Source organism: Frankia sp. CgKIO3 (assembly GCF_977946435.1).
In genome coordinates this window covers 16,709-36,029 of record NZ_CDWTMO010000021.1, presented here as the reverse complement: position 1 = coordinate 36,029, position 19,321 = coordinate 16,709, and the positions used below count along the sequence as shown (strand labels likewise).

Annotated in this window: 16 protein-coding genes and 1 pseudogene; 12 read left to right on the top strand and 5 right to left on the bottom strand. The window is 70.8% G+C overall.

Annotated features, from left to right (window positions below):
* Window positions 1-127: 127 nt before the first annotated feature.
* Window positions 128-1,894 (bottom strand): tyrosine-protein kinase domain-containing protein, encoded by a 1,767-nt coding sequence (locus AC08OJ_RS04485; protein ID WP_476595129.1) that lies wholly within the window; start codon window positions 1,892-1,894, stop codon window positions 128-130.
* 117 nt (window positions 1,895-2,011) lie between these two features.
* Between AC08OJ_RS04485 and AC08OJ_RS04480 the strand changes: the two genes are divergently transcribed.
* Window positions 2,012-3,961, top strand: a complete 1,950-nt coding sequence (locus AC08OJ_RS04480; protein WP_476592814.1) for a polysaccharide biosynthesis protein — start codon at window positions 2,012-2,014, stop codon at window positions 3,959-3,961.
* Between the two features lie 80 nt (window positions 3,962-4,041).
* Here the strand turns inward: AC08OJ_RS04480 and AC08OJ_RS04475 are convergent, their stop codons facing one another.
* Window positions 4,042-5,142: an NAD-dependent epimerase/dehydratase family protein gene (locus tag AC08OJ_RS04475; RefSeq protein WP_476592813.1), complete on the bottom strand. Its 1,101-nt coding sequence runs from the start codon at window positions 5,140-5,142 to the stop codon at window positions 4,042-4,044.
* 160 nt (window positions 5,143-5,302) lie between these two features.
* Here AC08OJ_RS04475 and AC08OJ_RS04470 point away from each other — a divergent pair, with 160 nt between their 5' ends.
* From AC08OJ_RS04470 to AC08OJ_RS04455, 4 genes are all read left to right on the top strand, one after another.
* On the top strand, window positions 5,303-5,629 hold the full coding sequence (locus AC08OJ_RS04470; protein ID WP_476592812.1) for a PglD-related sugar-binding protein: 327 nt from the start codon (window positions 5,303-5,305) through the stop codon (window positions 5,627-5,629).
* 159 nt (window positions 5,630-5,788) lie between these two features.
* A complete protein-coding gene (locus tag AC08OJ_RS04465) occupies window positions 5,789-6,043 on the top strand; it encodes a hypothetical protein (protein WP_476595128.1) in 255 nt (84 codons plus the stop codon).
* A gap of 85 nt (window positions 6,044-6,128) precedes the next feature.
* Window positions 6,129-6,866: a tyrosine-protein phosphatase gene (locus AC08OJ_RS04460; protein ID WP_476592810.1), complete on the top strand. Its 738-nt coding sequence runs from the start codon at window positions 6,129-6,131 to the stop codon at window positions 6,864-6,866.
* Window positions 6,867-6,951: 85 nt separating this feature from the next.
* Entirely contained in the window at window positions 6,952-7,479 is a 528-nt protein-coding gene (locus AC08OJ_RS04455; protein ID WP_462186196.1) for a lytic transglycosylase domain-containing protein, read from the top strand.
* A 32-nt stretch (window positions 7,480-7,511) separates the two neighbouring features.
* On the opposite strand, the gene AC08OJ_RS04450 is transcribed toward AC08OJ_RS04455, so the two are convergent.
* The gene (locus tag AC08OJ_RS04450) at window positions 7,512-7,718 is read right to left on the bottom strand and encodes an RNA-binding S4 domain-containing protein (RefSeq protein ID WP_173645788.1); all 207 of its coding nucleotides are present in this window, start codon (window positions 7,716-7,718) and stop codon (window positions 7,512-7,514) included.
* A gap of 225 nt (window positions 7,719-7,943) precedes the next feature.
* On the opposite strand from AC08OJ_RS04450, the gene AC08OJ_RS04445 reads away from it, so the two are divergent.
* From AC08OJ_RS04445 to AC08OJ_RS04415, 7 genes are all read left to right on the top strand, one after another.
* Window positions 7,944-9,491 carry a PucR family transcriptional regulator gene (locus AC08OJ_RS04445; RefSeq protein ID WP_476595127.1) on the top strand — a complete coding sequence of 516 codons (1,548 nt, stop codon included), beginning with the start codon at window positions 7,944-7,946 and terminating at the stop codon, window positions 9,489-9,491.
* Window positions 9,492-9,707: 216 nt separating this feature from the next.
* Window positions 9,708-10,730: an ACP S-malonyltransferase gene (locus tag AC08OJ_RS04440; protein ID WP_476592808.1), complete on the top strand. Its 1,023-nt coding sequence runs from the start codon at window positions 9,708-9,710 to the stop codon at window positions 10,728-10,730.
* The gene (locus AC08OJ_RS04435) at window positions 10,727-11,674 is read left to right on the top strand and encodes a beta-ketoacyl-ACP synthase 3 (RefSeq protein ID WP_476592807.1); all 948 of its coding nucleotides are present in this window, start codon (window positions 10,727-10,729) and stop codon (window positions 11,672-11,674) included. Before AC08OJ_RS04440 ends, AC08OJ_RS04435 begins: the two co-directional genes overlap by 4 nt.
* 176 nt (window positions 11,675-11,850) lie before the next feature.
* Complete coding sequence (locus AC08OJ_RS04430) at window positions 11,851-12,099, top strand: acyl carrier protein (protein WP_011437861.1); 249 nt, start codon at window positions 11,851-11,853, stop codon at window positions 12,097-12,099.
* Window positions 12,096-13,322 (top strand): beta-ketoacyl-ACP synthase II, encoded by a 1,227-nt coding sequence (gene fabF / locus AC08OJ_RS04425; RefSeq protein ID WP_476592806.1) that lies wholly within the window; start codon window positions 12,096-12,098, stop codon window positions 13,320-13,322. The genes AC08OJ_RS04430 and fabF overlap by 4 nt, the downstream gene beginning before the upstream one ends.
* A gap of 196 nt (window positions 13,323-13,518) precedes the next feature.
* Window positions 13,519-14,928 (top strand): acyl-CoA carboxylase subunit beta, encoded by a 1,410-nt coding sequence (locus tag AC08OJ_RS04420; protein ID WP_476592805.1) that lies wholly within the window; start codon window positions 13,519-13,521, stop codon window positions 14,926-14,928.
* Between the two features lie 288 nt (window positions 14,929-15,216).
* A complete protein-coding gene (locus AC08OJ_RS04415) occupies window positions 15,217-16,539 on the top strand; it encodes an MFS transporter (RefSeq protein ID WP_476592804.1) in 1,323 nt (440 codons plus the stop codon).
* Here AC08OJ_RS04415 and AC08OJ_RS04410 read toward each other — a convergent pair.
* Together AC08OJ_RS04410 and AC08OJ_RS04405 are read right to left on the bottom strand one after the other, a co-directional pair.
* Window positions 16,499-18,901: an AAA family ATPase gene (locus AC08OJ_RS04410; RefSeq protein ID WP_476595126.1), complete on the bottom strand. Its 2,403-nt coding sequence runs from the start codon at window positions 18,899-18,901 to the stop codon at window positions 16,499-16,501. The genes AC08OJ_RS04415 and AC08OJ_RS04410 overlap by 41 nt on opposite strands.
* A gap of 2 nt (window positions 18,902-18,903) precedes the next feature.
* Window positions 18,904-19,321: pseudogene (locus AC08OJ_RS04405) on the bottom strand (hypothetical protein); the annotation flags it as partial.

The following is a 19,321-nucleotide window of genomic DNA, read 5'->3' as shown; positions in this document are numbered from 1 at the left end:
ACGGGCGCCCGCGTGAACAGGTCCGGAACCCGGTCTCGGTCCGGAACCGGATCTAGGACCACCGGATCCAGGCCCACCGGATCCGGGCCCGGAGCGGACCCGGTGCTCTCCCCCGGTGGCGAACCCGTCATGGGGAGAACGGCGGCCGGGTCGCGCCGTCGTCATCCGGCGTCGTCCCGCCAGCCGGGTCCGTACCGCGCGGTGTCCTTCCGCCGACGGAGATGATCTCCTCAGCCAATCCGCGTGCCGCCGGCACCCTGACGTGCGGTCCGCCGCTCGGGCCGGTCGTGGCGCCGTCGGGCAGCGGGTCCCGCGCCGAGCTCGGCTCGTCGCCACCGTCGACTATCCCGAGACGCTCCGTGGTGGCGGGAACCGGCGTCGCGGCCGGAGCAGGAGAAGCCGGAGCCGGTGGCGGCAGCGCCGGTGACGGAGGCGAGATGACCGGCCAGGCGGGCCGGACTCCGGAATCGGGCGCCGGGATCTCCAGGGTTCGGGGCGAGGAGGTCCTGGCGTGCCGGCCGCGTGGCGCGTAACCGTCGCGCGGGCCGTAGTCGTAGGCATCGGGTCCTTTGACCGGCACCATGTTCAGCACGGTGCCGATCATCCGGGCGTCGACCGCCCGCAGCGCCTCGACGGCCCGCCGGAGGTGCTCGCGGCGGGTCCGACCGGCCCGCATCACCAGCAGAACCCCCTCGACCCGGGTGGCGAGCACGGCCGCGTCGGTCACCGGTAGCAGGGGCGGGGCGTCGACCAGGATGATGTCGAAGCGGGCGGACAGCAGGTTGATGAGTTCGGCCATGCCCTTGGAGCCGAGCAGCTCGCTGGGATTCGGCGGGATGGGGCCGCTAGCGAGGACCTCTACGCGCCCCTCCCCGACCCGGCCCTCCCCCCAGGGCTGCAGGACGTCGTCGAGGTCCGCGGCGCCGATGAGGACCGAGGTGAGCCCAGCGGCGGACTCGACCCCGAGGTACTCGCCGAACGACGGCCGTCGCAGGTCCCCCTCGATCAGGCAGACCCGCGCACCGCCCTGCGCCAGGGTGATCGCGAGGTTGCAGGCCACGGTGGTCTTGCCCTCACCGGAGACCGCACTGCTCACCAGGATCGATCGAGGTCCGGTGTCCACCTCGATGAACTGCAGGTTGGTCCGCAGCTGGCGGAACGCCTCCGCCCGGGCCGAGCGGGGCCCGGTGTTGACAATGAGGGGATGCCGGGCGGCGGCACCGTCGTAGCCGATGACGGCGAGGTTGGGCAGCTCGGTCGTCTCACGGGCGTCGTCCTCACTGGACACGCTCGTGTCGAGGCGGTACCGGACGACCGCGGCGGCGATGCCGACGATCAGCCCGAGCAGCACTCCGAGCGCGAGGTCGCGGATCGGCTGGGGCGAGACGGGCGAGACGGGCAGCTTCGCGTGTTCCCAGACAGTCACCCGCACGGAGGGCGGTTCGTCGACCGACGGCGTCTCGATCTCCGCAATGGTGGTGGAGAACGCCTCACCGACAGCATCTGCGATGATCATGGCTCGTCTCGGGTCGGGATCGCGCACGACGGCCTGGAACAGCACGGTGTCCGGGACGGCGTGCGCGCTGATCTGGGCCCGCAGGGCCTCCGGAGTCGCGTGCAGGTGCAGGCGTGCGATCACGGCCGTCGCCACCCGCTCGCTGGCCACCAGGTTGGCGTAGGACTTGACGCGTTGCTGGGAGAACAGGCCTCCCTGGTAGGCCGAGACGGCTCCGGCGCCGTTGTCCGACGAGGAGACGACCATCGTCACCGAGGCGGCGTACTCTTTCGTCGTTCGCCAGGTCGCCGTGGCGGCCAGCAGCCCGCCGAGGACCATGCCGGCAATCATGATTATCCAGCTTCGGCGCAGAACACGGACGTAGTCGCGCAGCTCCACCCGTCGACCACCCTCCCGGGACCTCGGTCCCGACCACTCACCGTCATCGAAGACCGACTCAACATACTCGATGGGTAGTCATTCTTTTACTCTTAGCCACGCTTACTCTATGGCCTCATGTGGAGACGTAGAGTAGACGGAGTGAGTCATGGTCGGTGGACAGCACACATCGCACGGCGCGCCTCCCGGCTCAACCTCCGCCAGCGGGTTGGCCTGCAGATCACTCTGGACAGCGCGGCGCTGGTCCTGGGCCTCATCTCGGCCCAGATCGGCCGCTTGGACTTCACTCTCGGCGCGCTGAGCGATCTCGGCTTCTGGGTCATCTGCACGCTCGCCGTCTGCGTGCTCCACTTCCTGGGCACCGCCCTGCACCTCTACCTGGGGCGCTACCGCTTCGGCGGCTTCGAGGAGGTCCTCGGCCTGCTCGTGTCGGTCCTGCTCACGGTCGTCAGCGTGGTCGTCGTCATCGCCGTGTTCGGCTCCCCGAGACCCGTCCCGCTGAGCGTGCCGCCGCTGGGCGGCGCGGTGGCCCTGGTCGTGATGTTCGGCATCCGCTACCTCTGGCGGCTGACCGAGGAACACCTCCGCCGGCCGAACAGGGACCACGCCGAACCGCTCCTCGTGTTCGGCGCCGGTGACGGGGCCGAACGGGTACTGGCGGCCATGCTGCGCACCCGGGACAGTCCCTACTACCCGGTCGCGCTGCTCGACGACGACCCGAGCACGCACAACCTCCAGCTGCTCGGGGTCCGGGTACGTGGTGGCCGGGAGCGGATCGGCGCCGTCGCCGAGTCGACCGGGGCCAGAACCCTGCTCGTGGCGATCCCCAGCGCCGACGGCACACTGCTGCGGGAGATCAGCGCAATCGCCGAGGGCGCCGGGCTGACCGTGAAGGTGCTTCCCCGCGTCGCGGACCTGATCGACGGGCGGGTCGGCGTCGGGGACATCCGCGACCTCGACCTCGCCGACCTCCTCGGCCGGCGGCAGATCCGCACCGACATGTCCGCCGCCGCGAGCTACCTCGCGGGCCGACGGGTGCTCGTGACGGGGGCGGGCGGATCGATCGGCTCGGAGCTGTGCCGGCAGATCTCCGGCTACGGGCCGGCCGAACTGATCATGCTGGACCGGGACGAGTCGGCACTGCGCGCGGTGCAGCTGTCGATCTCCGGCCGGGCGATGCTCGACGACGACGCCATCGTGCTGGGCGACATCCGCGACATCGACCTGATGACCACACTGTTCACGGAGCGCCGGCCCGAGGTCGTCTTCCACGCCGCCGCGCTCAAACACCTCCCGTTGCTCGAACGCTTCCCCGGCGAGTCGGTGAAGACCAACGTCTGGGGCACCCTGACGATCCTGGAGACGGCCGTGGCCTGCGGCGTCGACCGGCTGGTCAACATCTCCACGGACAAGGCGGCGAACCCGACGAGCGCCCTCGGCTACTCGAAGCGGATCACCGAGCGGCTCACCGCGTGCCTCGCCCGCCGGGCCCGCGGAACGCTGGTCAGCGTCCGGTTCGGCAACGTCCTGGGCAGCAACGGCTCCGTCCTGACCGTCTTCGCCGGCCAGCTGGCCGCCGGCGGGCCGATCACCGTCACCCACCCCGAGGTCACCCGGTACTTCATGACCATCCACGAGGCGGTGCAGCTGGTCCTGCAGGCTGGGGCGCTGGGATCACCCGGCGAGGCCCTCGTGCTCGACATGGGCGAGCCGGTGCGCATCGCGGACGTGGCCGCCCGGCTCGTGGCTCGGGAGAACCGGCCGATCGAGATCGTCTACACCGGGCTTGGCCGCGGCGAGAAGCTCCATGAGGAGCTCCTCGGCGCAGGCGAGGACGACCATCGACCGCACCACCCGCTGATCTCGCACGTGGGCGTGCCCGCCCTGGACCCGACCCATGCCATCGCCCTCGATCCCTGGGCCCCGCCGGAAGAGGTGCTGGCCGAACTCGCGGCCCTCGCCGGCACGGACGCCGCGGCGGACGAGGTCCCGGCCGGCGCGGACGTGACCGGGCGGATTCCCATCCAGCCCACGGCGTCCAACCGTCGACCGCACCCGGCCCGGTAACCCGTTCGGGAAGGTCAAAAAGTCGTGAATGCCGACGATGGCAAGCGGATCGTTACAGCGATCCACATCACGGCGTGCCGTCACGGCGTGCCGTCACTGCCGCCTCGCACGGGGGCCGCACTCGCCGGTGCACGGGCCCCAGCCGTCACGGGAGGACGGCTGGGGCCGGTGCCCGGTCCGCCCGCCAGCCGGTCGGCGTACCAGGCCACGGTTGCCGTCAACGCGGTGGTGAGATCCGCCCCGGGCGCGTCCGGGAACAGCGAACGCATCGTCGTCGTGTCCGCCTGGGAGTCCCGGATCTCCCCGGGCCGGGGCGCGGCGTGCTCGACGACCAGCCGCCGGCCGAGGATCCCCTCCAGCCGGACGATCAGGGTGAGCAGGTCGGTACGGGTCCCGGACCCGATGTCGACCGGGTGTGGATGGGTCAGCCGGCGGCACACCGCATCGCACAGCATCCCGGTGACCAGCTCGACAGGGATGAAATCGCGCGTCTGCCGGCCGTCCCCGTGCACCGTCAGCGGCCGGCCGGCCAACGCAGCCTCGATAAAGGTCGGCACCACGGCCGCGTACGCGTGCCCGGCGGACTGGTACGGGCCGAACACGTCGAACAGTCTGACCGTGAGCACCGGCAGACCGAAACTGGCCTGGTAGGACAGCGCATATCCCTCGGCGGCGAGCTTCGAGGCCGCGAAGGGACTGCGCGGAAGGCACGGGGTGCCCGCCGACCGCGGCAGCGGGCCCGCGCCATCGGCGGCCGACCGGTCATCGGCCGCCGGTTGAACACCGGCCGCCGGCTGAGCACCAGCGGCCGATTGATCACCATAGACCGATGAGGAGGACACGACGACGACGTGCGTCTCGGCCCGGTGGGCGACGCCGAGCACCGTCAGGGTGCCGGTCGCGTTCACCGCGTGGGTGGCCATCGGGTCGAGCAACGACCGTTCGACCGACGGCCGGGCAGCCAGGTGCACGATGCTCGACGCTCCGGTGCACGCCTGTTCGACCAGCGTCCGGTCGGTCACGCTGCCGACGACGAGCTCGGCCGGCAGCCCGGCGAGATTCGACAGCGCCCCGGTGCTCAGATCGTCGATCACGACGACCTCCGCGCCCGCCGCGAGGAGCGCTCTGGTCAGGTGGGCCCCGATGAAGCCGGCCCCACCCGTCACGACTACCTTCACCATTCATCACCCTTCGAGATCATGATGATACGAATAGTAGTATGATCGGTCGCCTGCGCCGGCTATCTCTTCACGAAGAGCGACACCACGCCATCCAGAAGGTCCAATCGACTACTCTGAGTGTCAGATTGAACTCGTCTAGATCGGGGGCTGCGGTCGCCGCGTGCCCGCTCACCTGCGCTCGCTGGTCATCGTGGGCGCGGGAGGGCACGGCCGGGAACTGCTCGATCTGGTGGAGGCGGTCAACGCGGCCACCGAGGGTCCCCGCTACGACGTCCTCGGCTTCGTCGATGACGACCGCGTGGACCCGGATCCACTCGCCCGGCGCGGAGCCGCGCTCCTCGGTGGACTCGACCTGCTCGATCGGCTCGACGCCGACTACCTGATCGGCTTCGTCGACGCGGCCACCCGGTCCCGCGTCGACCAGTACGCCAGCGCCCGCGGCCGGCGACCCTCGTCCATCCCCGGGCCAGCGTCGGAGGTGACGTGAAGCTCGGGCCGGGTACCGTCGTCTGTGCTCTTGCCAGCATCACCACCAACGTCGAAACCGGTCGGCACGTAGTGGTGAACATCGGCGCCAGCGTGGCACACGACTGCCGCCTGGGCGGACTATGTCACGGTCGCGCCGGGGGCCCGGCTCTCCGGTGCGGTGGCCGTCGGCGCGCAGGCGAGCATCGTCGGCCTGCGCAGCATCGGCGACGGAGCGGTTGTGGGAGCCGGGTCCGTCGTCACCGACGACATCCGGGCCGCGCAGGTCGTCGCCGGGGTGCCCGCCCGGCCGATCCACATCGCACCCGAGCACGCCGCACCCGAGCAGCCGCAACCCGAGTCAGGTGGGGCACACACGACGGCGAGGCTCGCCAGCCCTCCGCCCAGTCAGCGGGACGCCCCACCGTGTGGCTGATCCGCACCCCTGACCCGACTGCGCCCAACGGGCCCGGCGGCACCACCTCGGGCTCTATGATCAGCATGTGGAGCGATGGTTCAACATGTCGGGTTGCGATAACGCGCGAGATCTGGGTGGGCTGCCTACCCTGGACGGTGCAACCACCCAATGGGGGGTGTTCCTGCGCACCGACTCCGTCCAGGCCCTAACGGGCGGTGACGTGCTCACGCTGCGGGAGACATTCGGGCTACGCATGGTCATCGACCTACGGGCCAAGAAGGAGGCGGAGCGGGAGGGCCGCGGGCCGCTCGCCTACGAACCGGTCGTTTACCACAACCTGTCCTTTCTCCCCGGTGAATGGGTGATGCCGGACGACCCGCGCTACCCTGCCATCGTCAAGGACCGCGACTCAGCCGACCGAATCGAGCACTACCTGGACTACCTGCGCCTGGCCGGGGACTCGGTGGCCAGGGCGCTGCACCTGCTGGCCCAGCCGGCGGCGGGCCCGGCCCTGTTCCACTGCGCGGCGGGAAAGGACCGTACCGGCGTGCTCGCTGCCCTGCTCCTCAGTCTCGTCGGCGTGCACCCCGAGGCGATCATCGCCGACTACGTCCAGACGAACGAGCGCATCGACCGGGTCAACGCCCGCCTGGCCGACCGACCGTCCTATAACCACTCGGTGACCTCACTCACCTCGGGCCAGCTGGCCTGCCGGCCCGAGGTCATGCGGGGCTTTCTGGCCGGTGTCGACACCGGTTGGGGCGGTCCCGCGGCTTGGGCTCGGCACACCGGTCTCACCGAGACCGACCTGCGGTCACTGCGCACGGCCCTGGTTGGATAGCTTCGCGTGGACGAAGACCCTCGGGACGTGGCATGACGACGTGGGCAACGGGACACCCCCGATCCCGGGGACGGACAATGTGCGGATGATCAATGGGGCGCCCGCACGTTCTACCCTGGCCGCGTTCATCGTCATCACCCTGATGAGCGGCTGTGGCGTACTGCGGTACCCCCACCTCGACGTGCCCGACGACCTGGTCCCGGTCTTCCGGTCCGCGGCGGCGACCTACGGTGTCCTGACCGCCGCGCAGCTCGCAGCGCAGGCCCGGGTGGAGAGCAAGTTCGACGCGCAGGCGGTCTCGCGCGCCGGCGCCCGGGGCATCATGCAGTTCCTCCCCACCACCTGGGCCGAATTCGGGATCGACGGCAACCACGACGGGATCACCGACCCACTCGACCCGCTCGACGCCATCCCGTCCGCGGCCTTCTACGAGGCCCGGCTCGCCCAGGAGGTCGGGTATCTACCCGGCGACCGGGTCTCGCTGATCCTGGCCGCCTACAACGCCGGCCCGAGCGCCGTGCGAACCGCCGGGGGCATCCCCGACTTCCAGGAGACCAGGGCCTACGTGGCGAAGGTCCACGGCTGGGCGGACACCTACTCCGACCGGCTCTGACGCCCGGTGACCGGCAGAGTCGTGGCGATGGCTCATAGGACCCGGAGTGCCTCGCCGGCCACGGCAACCTCGTCCCCCGGCGCGAGCTGCCGGCCCCGCCGGGTCTCGACCTCCCCGTTGACCCGCACCATCCCGCCCGCGAGCAGCTCCTTCACCTCGGACCCGGCCTCGACCACATCCGCGAGCTTGAGGAACTGCCCCAGCCGTATCCCGTCTCCACGAATGCTCACCTCGCGCATACCCGCAGCATCCCGCATCGCCTCCGCTCCCGCCCCACTCCCGCTCCTGTGGCCTTTCCCGCCTCGGCACCATCCCCCGTTCGGTGAATTCCACGCCCGGGACCAGGCCCGACCGACCGGGGTATCCCGAACCACCCGTCGGAGCCACCTGCCGGGACCGGCAATGCGCCGAGACCAGCGACGTGCCGGGACCGGCAATACACAGGGGTGCGGGACGGCTGAGGCATGCTGACGGGCGTGGCAGCCTCCTCCTCGGATTCCTCCTCGGACGCAGCGACCGGGACAGCCCGCCTTGAACCGGGGGCACCGCCCGTCCCCACACCGGCATCCGAGACCGAGCCGAGCCCCGAAGCCGAGCCGGTGCCGGAGCAATCCGTCGACTACCCGGAGCCGCGTATCCCCGATCTGGGCAATCCGTGGTCGGCCGGCGGGGCCAGCCCCAGACCCGACGGCGACCAAGCCCGACCCACATCGACCGGGAGCACACCCGGCGGAAAAAGCACCAGCGAGGTGATCCGCCGGGTGGAACGGTCGAGCGGGATGCTCGCCTCCCGGGCGGCGGCCCGGATGGCGGAGGCGCTGCCCTGGTTCCCGGCCATGTCGGCCAGTCACCGCGCCGGAATTCAGCTCGTGGTGCAGGCCGGCATCTCGTCGTTCGTGGAGTGGTGCCGGCGGCCCGAACACGCCCGGGATCTGTCCGAGGACGTCTTCCGGGTCGCCCCGCGGGAACTCGTCCGCGCCGTGACCTTCCGCCGGCTCGTCGATCTGGTCCGGGTCGCGGTGGAGGCGATCGAGGCCGAGGTGCCGAACCTGGCCGGCCCGGAGCACGAGCAACGGCTGCTCGCCGATGTCCTGCGCTACTCCCGTGACATCGCGTTCGCCGGCGCGGTCGTCTACGCCCGCGCCGCCGAGGAACGCGGTGCCTGGGACGCCCGGCTGGAGACGCTGGTCGTCGACCACGTGGTCCGGGGCGAGGTCGACCGGGCACTGCCGTCACGGGCGGCCGCGGTGGGCTGGCGTAACCCGCCGTCCGTCACCGTCATCGTCGGCACGGCCGGGAGCAACTCGCCGGAGGTGGTGGTCGACGAGGCGCACCGGCTCGCCCGCATGGCCCAACTGGAGGTTCTCGCCGGGGTCCACCATGATCGCCTGGTGATGGTGGTCGGCGGGAATTTCACTGCCGGCAAGGACGGCATCGGCCGTCCCGAGATGACCCTCCAACCGGAGAACAGCGTCGAACCTCCCCCCACCGCGGGTACCCGCCCGGCCGGCGGCACCGCGCCGGTGAACACCGTCCTCGACGCGGCCCGGGCGCTGCTTCCCGCCTGCGGGCCGGGCCCGGTGGTGATCGGCCCGGTGGTCGGTGACCTGACCGGGGCACCGCACGCGGCGCGGGTCGCCCTCGCCGCCACGGACGTGGTCGCCGCCTGGCCGGCCGCGCCCCGGCCGGTCATGGCCCGCGCCCTGCTCCCGGAACTCGCCCTCGCGGGGAACGTTGACGCCCGGCGGGCGCTCATCGACGAGGTGTACGTCCCGCTGCGCGACGCCGGTACCCCGCTACTGGAGACCGCCGGGGCCTATCTCGACTTCGGCTCGTCGCTGGAGGCGACGGCCCGGGCGCTGTATCTCCATACCAACACGGTCCGTTACCGACTCCGTAAGGCCGCCGAGGTGTGCGGGCTGGATCCGGCGGACCACCGCGAACGCTTCATCCTGCATATTGCGCTCGTTCTGGGACGCCTCGACGGTGTGTTACCTACAGGAAAAACATGATCGTTCAAGTCCTCCCACACCCCTCTCACTCCCGCACGAGAATGGTCACATCGAACTACTTTGCAGGTCCCTCATGCCATTCCAGGCCGATGTCAGCGTCGCGCAGTAACGTCCGATCCAAACAGATCGGTTTGTAGGACACCTACAATAGCCGGTCGACACATCGGTGAGTAGCCGCCAGCGACAACCAGTCCTCGTGAGGGGTTAGGTGAACAGGTGCTCGCGATCCTCGCGCCCGGCCAGGGTGCACAGACCCCCGGACAGCTCCGCGCCTGGCGCGGTCTCGAGGGGGCGGAGGAACGGCTGCGCTGGTGGTCCGCCGCAGCCAGGATCGACCTGCTCGAAGCCGGGTGCGAGGCGCCCGCCGAGACAATCCGGGATACGGCGATCGCCCAGCCGTTGATCGTCGCGAGCGGGCTGGTCGCGGCCGAACAGCTCGGGCTGCCGGTCACCTCCCCGGTCGGATCGGACACCCTGGTGCTGGCCGGTCACAGCGTCGGCGAGATCACCGCTGCGGCCCTCACCGGTACCCTCACCGCCGAGGAGGCCCTCGTCCTGGTGGCCCTGCGGGGACGCGCGATGGCCGAGGCATCCGCCCGGGTCGAGACCGGCATGACGGCGCTGCTCGGCGGTGATCCCGAGGCGGTGACCGCCCGGTTGAGCGAACTCGGCCTGACCGCCGCCAACCGCAACGGTGCCGGGCAGATCGTCGCCGCCGGCACCGCCCGCGACCTCGCCCGGCTCGCCGCGGAGCCGCCCGCGGGTGTCCGGCTGCGTCCCCTGTCCGTCGCCGGCGCTTTTCACACCCGGCACATGTCCTCCGCGCGCGACGCGCTGGCCGCGGTCGCGGGCGGCATCCGGCCCGGGGTGCCGCGGGCCGCCGCGCTGTCCAACGCCGACGGGGCGATGGTCACCGACCCGGCCGAGCTGATCAGCCGGCTGGTGGCCCAGGTCGCGGCGCCGGTCCGGTGGGACCTGTGTCTCGCGACGCTGCGCGATCTCGGGGTCGGTGCGGTCGTCGAACTCCCCCCGGCCGGTGCTCTCACCGGGCTCGCCCGCCGGGAACTGCCCGGTGTCACGATCCACGCGGTGAAGAGCCCCGACGACCTGCCCGCAGCCCGCGAGCTGGTCGCCGAGTACCTCGGCGACCAGCTCCTGAGCGCGAGCCCGGCGGGCCCGGCCCCCGGAACTCCACCGGGCTCGACGACGGACGACGCCCTGGTGGGAGCGCAGGCATGACCGAGCTGACCGGTGCCCGCATGCTCGGCCTCGGCGTTTACCGCCCGGCCCGGGTGGTGACCAACGACGAGATCGCCCAGCGGGTCGATACCTCCGACGCCTGGATCCAGGCCCGTACCGGCATCGCCAGCCGGCGCATCGCCGACGACGAGGAGACCATCGTCGCGATGGGCGCCGCGGCCGCGGAGAAGGCGCTCGCCGCCGCCGGCCTCACCGCCGACTCGATCGATCTGGTGATCGGGGCGACCTGCACCTCTCCCTCCCAGATCCCGGGTGCCGGTCCGCAGATCGCCCATCGCATCGGGGCCGGCCGGGCCGGGGCGTTCGACATCAACGGCGCCTGCGCCGGTTTCAGCTACGCGGTGTCGACGGCCGCCGGCATGGTGCGCGCCGGCACCCTGCGCAACGTGCTCGTGGTGGCCACCGAAAGGCTGTCGGACTACACCGACTGGGACGATCGCAGCACCTGCATCCTGCTCGCCGACGGTGCCGGAGCAGCCGTGGTCGGCCCGGCGGAGACGAACGAGATCGGCCCCGCGGTCTGGGGGCACGACGGGTCCCGGCCCGAGACAATCCAGGTCCCCGGCTACGGCGACAACGTCTTCCGCATGGAGGGCCAGGCGGTGTTCCGCTGGGCGATCTCCCTGGTCCCGGTCCTCCGCCAGATCTGCGAGCAGGCCGGCGTGGCACCCGAGGACCTCGCGGGTATCGTTCCGCACCAGGCTAACCTGCGGGTCGTCGAAGCGTTGGTGACGGGTATCGGCGCCACGAACGCCGCCGTTGCCCGCGATGTGGTCGACGCCGGCAACACCTCCGCCGCAAGCATTCCGCTGGGACTCAGCCGGTTGCTGGAAAGCGGCGAGATCCGCCGGGGAGACCCAGTGCTGCTGTTCGGCTTCGGTGCCGGCCTGACCTACTGCGGGCAGCTCGTACGCTGTCCCTGACAACCTCGACCAACCCTCGGCGCCGCGACCGTCCCGCACCGCACTGCGGCGAGGCGTCCGATGACCACCAGCCCGACCGCGCCCCTGATCCAGGCGCCCGCGCTTCCGCGCTGGTACGCGGCAGCCCCGCGCACCACCCGCCACCGACCGACAACGTCCCATCAGGAGGAACAATCATGTCCCAAGCTGACATCCTCGCCGGTCTCGCCGTCATCCTCGAAGAGGTCGCCGGTGTCGACCCGGCCGACGTGACGGCCGACAAGACCTTCATCGACGACTTGGACGTGGACTCGCTGTCCATGGTCGAGGTGGTCGTCGCCGCGGAGGAGAAGTTCGGGGTGAAGATCCCGGACGACGACGTGAAGACCCTCAAGACCGTCGGTGACGCGGTTTCCTACATTCAGCGGGCAGGTGTCGCGGCGTGACCACGACCCCCAGGCAGGTCGTCGTCACCGGCCTCGGGGCTACCACTCCCCTCGGTGGCGATGTCGCCTCGACGTGGGAGGGTCTGCTCTCGGGCCGCTCCGGCGTCCGGCGTCTCACCGAGGACTGGGTCGAGCAGCTCCCGGTCCAGATCGCCGCGCCGCTGGCGGTGGAGCCGCCGCTGGGTCGGGTCGAGGCTCGTACCCTCGACCGCAGCCAGCAGCTGGCTCTGACCGCCGCGCGTGAGGCGTGGGCTGACGCGGGCTCACCCGAGGTCGACCAGGAGCGCCTCGCCGCGTGTGTGGCCTCGGGGATCGGGGGCGTGCTCACCCTGCTCCACCAGCATGACGTGATCCGGGAGAAGGGCCCCCGGCGGGTGTCCCCGCACCTGGTGCCGATGCTCATGCCGAACGGCCCGGCCAGCACCGTGGGCCTGGCGTTCGGCGCGAAGGCGGGGGTGCACGCCCCAGTCAGCGCGTGCGCCTCCGGGTCGGAGGCCATCGCGCTGGCGCTGGACATCATCCGAGCCAGGCGCGCCGACGTCGTGATCGCCGGCGGTAGCGAGGCGGCGATCTCGGCGCTGACCATGGCCGGCTTCGCGCAGATGCAGGCGCTGTCCCGCCGCAACGACGCACCCGAGGCCGCCTCCCGTCCGTTCGACAAGGCACGGGACGGCTTCGTGCTCGGCGAGGGCGCGGCGATCCTCATCCTCGAGTCGGCCGAGCACGCGGCCGCCCGCGGTGCCCGGGTTCACGGCACCCTGGCCGGCGCCGGCATCAGCTCGGACGCCTACCACATCGCCGCGCCGGAGCCGACCGGTGCCGGCGCGGCCCGGGCGATCCGGGCGGCGCTGCGGTCCGGCTCATTGGAATCCCGTGACATCGTCCACGTCAACGCCCACGCCACGTCCACCCCCGCCGGTGACGCGGCGGAGGCGCTGGCGTTGCGCAGCGCCTTCGGCGACCACACCGGCGAGATCGCGGTGACGTCGACCAAGTCGACCACCGGGCACCTGCTCGGTGCCGCCGGCGCGGTCGAGGCCGTGTTCAGCGTCTTGGCGCTGCGGGAACGCCTGGTTCCCGCGACGCGCAACCTCGATGCTCTCGACGACGAGATCGCGCTCGACGTCGTGCGGATCGACAACCGGACAATCGGCCCGGGCGCCGCGCTGTCGAACTCGTTCGGGTTCGGCGGTCACGACATCTGCCTGGCCTTCACCGCCTGACCAGCCGCACCACCACCACCCGATGTCACCCGCCGCGGCGCCGGCCACCCCACCACCGCCGCGACACCGCCCGCCGTTCCGGCGAGCGTCATGATCGCCGGACCGAGTGCTCAGCGGAAGCCGGCGCATACCACAGGTGGTCGCGTATCGGCCTCCTGCGAAGCAGTCCGACGCCGCTCAGGCAAGGAGACGCACGGTGAGTCTGTCCACGATCGACCGAGTCGACCCCCGCACGCCTCAGGCTCGGCTCGCCCGGTTTTTCGATCCAGACACCCTGTCGCTATTCGCGGTCGGCGACACGTCCGGAGTCGTTGCCGGGCAAGGGCTTATCGACGGGAACGAAATCGTCGCCTTCGCGACCGACCCAACGGTACAGGGTGGCGCAATGGGGCGCGACGGCTGTGCCCGCATCGTTCATGCCATCGAGTCCGCCGTCCGGATGAACTGCCCGGTCGTCGGGATCTGGCACTCGGGAGGCGCCCGGCTTCAGGAGGGTGTCGCCTCGCTTGACGGAGTCGGCCGGATCTTCGCCGCCACGGTGCGGGCCTCCGGCCGGATCCCGCAGCTCTCGCTCGTGCTCGGGGCCGCCGCCGGTGGGGCCGCCTACGGGCCGGCCCTGACCGACATCGTCATCATGGGCCCGGGAGCGAAGGCGTTCGTCACCGGCCCGGACGTGGTGCGTTCGGTGACCGGTGAGGAATGCACCGCCGACAGCCTGGGTGGGCCGGACGTGCACTCCAGGCGCAGCGGCGTCGTGCACGTGACCTGCGACTCCGAGGACGAGGCCGTCGAGCGGACCCGGGCGGTCGCGGTGCTGCTGGCCGATCAGCGCGACATCGGCCCCGTCACCGGACGCGAGCTCGGGGAACTGCTGCCCGACAATCCCCGGCGGGCCTACGACGTGCGTCCGCTCGTGAAGGCGGTGCTCGACGACGAGGACGAGGCCGTCGAGCTGCACCCGAGGTGGGCGCCGAACATCGTGACGGTGCTGGGGCGCCTCGGCGGGCGTACCGTCGGGGTGGTCGCGAACAACCCGCTGCGCCGTGGTGGATGCCTTGACGCGACCTCGGCTGAGAAGGCCTCCCGGTTCGTCCGGATGTGCGACTCCTTCGGTGTTCCGCTGGTCGTGCTCGTCGACGTGCCCGGTTACCTGCCGGGTGTGGGCCAGGAATGGGAAGGCGTGGTCCGGCGGGGAGCGAAGCTGCTCTACGCCTTCTCCGAATGCACCGTGCCGCGCGTCACCGTCGTGACCCGCAAAGCGTACGGCGGCGCGTACATCGCAATGAACGCCAGCAGCCTGGGCGCGACCGCCGTGTACGCCTGGCCGACCGCCCAGGTCGCCGTCATGGGCGCCGAGGCCGCCGTCGGCATTCTGCACCGCCGCAAGCTCGCCGAGGTCCCGGCCCAGCGCCGCCCCAGCGTCCTGGCGGAGCTGACCGAGGAGCACATCCGCACCGTCGGTGGCATCGACCGCGCCGTGGAACTCGGCGTCGTCGACGCGGTCGTCACCCCCGCCGCCACCCGGGGCGCGGTTGCCTCCGCCCTCGCCGACGCACTGACCCGTTCCCGCACCGACAAGAACGTGCACGGCAACATCCCCCTGTAACATCCGGATCCCCCCGTTAGTACTGGGATTCCGGCAGCACAAGATCCCCGATAACACCGGATCCCCGATAACACAAGATCCCGGTAACCGGGCGGCGACCATGGCAGCCGGCGCTTCGCATAGCGGGCCGCGATGCGGTGAACTCCAACCGACACCCCGCCCGTATCGCCAGGGCCACTCCTGGCGAGCAGAGCCACTCTGTTACTAGAACCCGCTCTGGAGGAAAATGTTTACCTGATGCGAAATAACGATCTGCCGGCCGGCGTTGCCCTCGCTGGAGGTGCACGTATGACCCTGCAGATGGAGAAGGTAGCCGGTTCGGCATCGAAGGCGGCAGGTGGCACGTTCGCCGCCCTGCGGGTGCCGAACTTCCGGCTCTTCCTCGGCGGCCAGATCGTTTCGCTCTGCGGGACATGGATGCAGACCATCGCCCTCGGCTGGCTGGTCCTCTCGCTCGGCGCCTCCGGCACGGCGCTCGGCCTCGTCACCGCCGCCCAGTTCCTGCCGGTGCTGTTCTTCGGGCCCTACGGCGGTCTGCTCGCCGACCGGACGGACCGGCGCCGCCTGCTGATCTGCACGCAGGTGGGTTCCGGGCTCGCCGCGCTGGCTCTGGGCATCCTCGACCTCACCGGTACGGCCCAGCTCTGGATGGTCGGGGTGGCCGCCGCGCTCATCGGCCTGTGCAACGCCGTCGACAACCCGGCCCGGCAGAGCTTTGTCCAGGAGATGGTCGGGCCGGAGCACCTTCCGAACGCGGTCACCCTGAACTCGGTCGCGATAAACGCGGCGCGCATCGTCGGCCCGGCGATCGCCGGCGTCGTCATCGTGCTCGCGGGCACCGCCGGCTGTTTCCTCATCAACGCGGCCTCCTTCGGCGCGGTCCTGTTCGCCCTGCACCGCCTGGACATCTCAGCGCTGTACGATCATCCGCCGATACACCGGGCGCCGGGGCAGCTGCGGGCCGGCTTCGCCTACGTGCGCCGCACGCCGGCGCTGCGCGTACCGTTGGTCATGATGGTGGTGATCGGCACGCTGTCCTACGAGTTCCAGGTCGTGCTGCCGCTCCTGGCCCGGGAGACCTTCGGGGGCACCGCGGCCACGTACAGCCTGATGACCTCGGCCATGGGAGCGGGCGCGGTCGTCGGCGGCCTGCTGGTCGCCCGCCGCCGCCGGATCGGGCCCCGGGCCCTGAGCCTGACCGCGATGACCTTCGGTGTCATCCTGCTGCTCGCCGCCGCCGCGCCGACGCTGCCGCTCGAGATCGCGACGATGGTGCTACTGGGCGCGACGAGCGTCGCCTTCATCTCGACCGGGAACGCCACGGTCCAGCTCTCGGCCGACCCGGCAATGCGCGGGCGGGTGATGGCGCTGTGGTCGGTCGCCTTCCTCGGCACGACGCCGGTCGGCGGCCCGATCGCCGGCTGGGTCGCCCAGGCCTTCGGCGCGCGCGCTGGGTTGCTCCTGGCCGCGGGCGCGGCCATCGGCGCGGCGTTGTACGCCTTCGGCTCCCTTCGGACCAAGACCGTGAAGGGCAAGACCGTGCAGGGCACACGTCCGGACCCGGGTCGGCTCAGTCCGATCCGGCCGCGGGTGCCGCCTCGGCGGGGCTGACGGCCGCCCGGCCGAGGTCGGGGAGTGTGTGCAGCTCATGGGTCTGCCCACGATGAGCCTGGACCGCGTTGGAGTGATAGCTCTCGGCGACAGCAAGGAAGTCGGGCTCGTGGTAACGGCCGCCGTCGACGGTGGGACCGAGGTGCCCCTCCATAATGGCCTCCACATCCTCACCGGTGATCGTCTTGTGGGTCTCCAGTGCGTGGGTGAGGGCCAGGATCTCCCGCCGGTTCGCGGCGAGCACCTTCTCGGTACGGGCGTAGAGCTCCCGAAGTTTGCCCTCGACCTGCTCGCCGAACGGCCGGTCGGCGTCGATGGAGGCGTTACCCATCTCCTGTTCCAGCATGGACAGGCGCGAGGCAAGAGTCTCCCCCATCGCCGCCGAGGAGATGAAGTTGGCCACGAGCAGGGTCGCGCTGCGCAGGTCGCCGCCGACACCGACGGTGTTGTCCCCCTCGAAGAACATCCGTTCGCCGACGAGCGAGGCGAGGGAGACCATCACCTGCACCTCGATCTCGGACTTCCACATGAACATGCGGTCCTCGACCGCGACGTGCGCCACGAACCCGCCGACGCCGCCGCGGCGTTCGATGGTGGCGAGGTCGATCACCCGCCCGCGCTGCATCCGGTAGGCGACGACGGCGTGGCACGCCTCGTGCAGGGCGATGCTGTGCCGCTCCCGGTCGATGTGCTCGTGGTCGTCGGCGAGGCCGTATTCCTTGATAACCCTGGCCCGGAGCATGTCCTGCCAGGTGATGACCTCCCGGCCGTCCTTCACCGCCTGGACCAGAGCCTCGTTGACGGTGTCCTTGATGGTCGCCCCGGTGGCCTCCGGGCTCATGATGGCCAGCCGGTCGATCTGATCCGGCGTGAGCTCGTGGCACACCTTCGACAGATAGCCCTCGAAGGTGCGGATCCGGCCCTCCTTACTGGGATAGCCCACCTTGTACTGCCGGTCGATGCGGCCGGGGCGCAGCAGTGCCTCGTCGAGCGACTGCGGCATGTTCGTCGCCATCATGACGAGGATGCGGTACTTGGGCGGTGGCTTGGGCCGCATGCCCAACGTCCGGCGCACCACCCGGTTGAGGAAGCCCCGCGGCTTCTTCAGGCCGGACATCTCGGTGAGCAGCGCCTGCAGGGTGCCGTCGAAACCACCGCCCCCGCCCCCGCCCACCACAAACTGCTCACGGGTGATCTCCACGCGGGCCGCCCCGCTCAGGTAGGACAGGCCGTTGCACAGGTCCCCCGGAGCGGCCTCGCCCACCGATCCGGGGGACCCCGAACGGGCGAACCACGACCGGGCGCCGGTTCCGGCCCCGCGGCCGAATCCCCCGGCGAGCTGACCCCGGCTCCCCAGCGTGTCGGCCTCGTCGAAGAAGACGATCACCCCGCCATAACGCAGGGAGAGCTTGCGCAGCTTGCGGAACAGCGATTTCACCTTGAGGATGCCGACCCCAATGAACATCGCCTGGAAGGCACCCGGGTCGACGAACACGAAGGGCTTCCCGGTCTCTCCCGCGACCGCCTCGGCGATGAGCGTCTTGCCGGTGCCCGGCGGCCCCCAGAGCAGGATGCCGCCGGGAACATGACCACCCCGGCTCTCGATCTCCTCCGGCCGTTCCAGGTAGAAAACGTTCTCCTTCACCCGGCTGACGACGTGGTCCTGCCCCCACACGTCGGCGAAGCGGGTGGTGATGTCCTCGGGGAAGTAGACGTCGACGCCGCCCTTGGACAGGAACCAGAACATCACGACGAACTGGCCGACGACGAGGACCATGAGCAGGACGATCTGCAGAACCGCCGGGATGGCCTTCCAGACGGCGCCGGGGGCGTTCACCATCGCGTCGAAGACCGAGGTGTCGGCCAGGCGGGCGTAGACGAACAGGACGAGCGCGGCCCCGACGATCCACTTCAGCGCACGGCTGACCCGGTACCGGTTCCAGTCGTTGAGCCGCAGGAGCCGACGCTCGGCCTGCCCGAAGACCCGATCGGTCCAGAAGACGTAGTAGCCCGACCACCGTTCGCCCAGGAACATGTGGAGCTGGTGCACCAGTTCCACGCCCAGCAGGGCCAGGATCCACCAACTGTTCCTGGCCTGGATGCGGATCGAGTCGGCCCACGTCATCAACGGGTTGCCGGACACGTCGGCCGCCACGACGAAGACGAAGACCGCCCCGAGCAGGAGCAGGAACTTCACCCGGTCCCAGAAGGCGAGGGGACGGCGGCGTGGCTTGCCGGCGGTCGCGCTCGCCGGTTCCGCCTCCGTATCCGTGCCACCGGGGCCGGGACCGGCCGGACCGGCGGCATTCGGCTTCGGGTCCCCGCCGTCGGCGGTCCCACCTGCCTGGTCTCTCACGCCCATGGCTACTGACCTCGGTCCGTCGGCTCGATCGTGAAGGACTTGGCGACATCGCCGATCTGCTGACCATGCGTGGCGTAACACAGCGACGAACACGCGAGGATCAGCTGGTAGAGCACTCGCTGACCATTGTCGAGCAGGCTCGTCTGATCAATAGTGACCAGTCCGGCCTGGGTCTGCACCTGGTAAACGAGGTGCACCCCGTGCACACCGTCCTTCTTGTGCACAACCTCGTCCGCGAGTAGCAGGAAGTTCGGCGTCAGCCGCGCACCGTAGGGGTTCTGCCGCACGGCCTGCTCCTGCGCGGCCACCGCGTCGTCGACGGAGAGGACGAAGTTGCGCAGATCGTTGGTGGAGACCGCGTTGGCCTCCTCCGGGAGCAGGTGGCGAACCTGGACGAACCCCTTCGGCTGCGTTGCGTCC

Bases quoted from the DNA above. Each gene is read 5' to 3' on its own strand.
- AC08OJ_RS04455 (WP_462186196.1), top strand. From the start codon at position 6,952: ATGATCAATGGGGCGCCCGCACGTTCTACCCTGGCCGCGTTCATCGTC.
- AC08OJ_RS04430 (WP_011437861.1), top strand. From the start codon at position 11,851: ATGTCCCAAGCTGACATCCTCGCCGGTCTCGCCGTCATCCTCGAAGAG.
- AC08OJ_RS04475 (WP_476592813.1), bottom strand. From the start codon at position 5,142: ATGGTGAAGGTAGTCGTGACGGGTGGGGCCGGCTTCATCGGGGCCCAC.
- AC08OJ_RS04415 (WP_476592804.1), top strand. From the start codon at position 15,217: ATGACCCTGCAGATGGAGAAGGTAGCCGGTTCGGCATCGAAGGCGGCA.
- AC08OJ_RS04435 (WP_476592807.1), top strand. From the start codon at position 10,727: ATGACCGAGCTGACCGGTGCCCGCATGCTCGGCCTCGGCGTTTACCGC.
- AC08OJ_RS04410 (WP_476595126.1), bottom strand. From the start codon at position 18,901: ATGGGCGTGAGAGACCAGGCAGGTGGGACCGCCGACGGCGGGGACCCG.
- AC08OJ_RS04445 (WP_476595127.1), top strand. From the start codon at position 7,944: ATGCTGACGGGCGTGGCAGCCTCCTCCTCGGATTCCTCCTCGGACGCA.
- AC08OJ_RS04480 (WP_476592814.1), top strand. From the start codon at position 2,012: ATGTGGAGACGTAGAGTAGACGGAGTGAGTCATGGTCGGTGGACAGCA.
- AC08OJ_RS04450 (WP_173645788.1), bottom strand. From the start codon at position 7,718: ATGCGCGAGGTGAGCATTCGTGGAGACGGGATACGGCTGGGGCAGTTC.
- AC08OJ_RS04460 (WP_476592810.1), top strand. From the start codon at position 6,129: ATGTCGGGTTGCGATAACGCGCGAGATCTGGGTGGGCTGCCTACCCTG.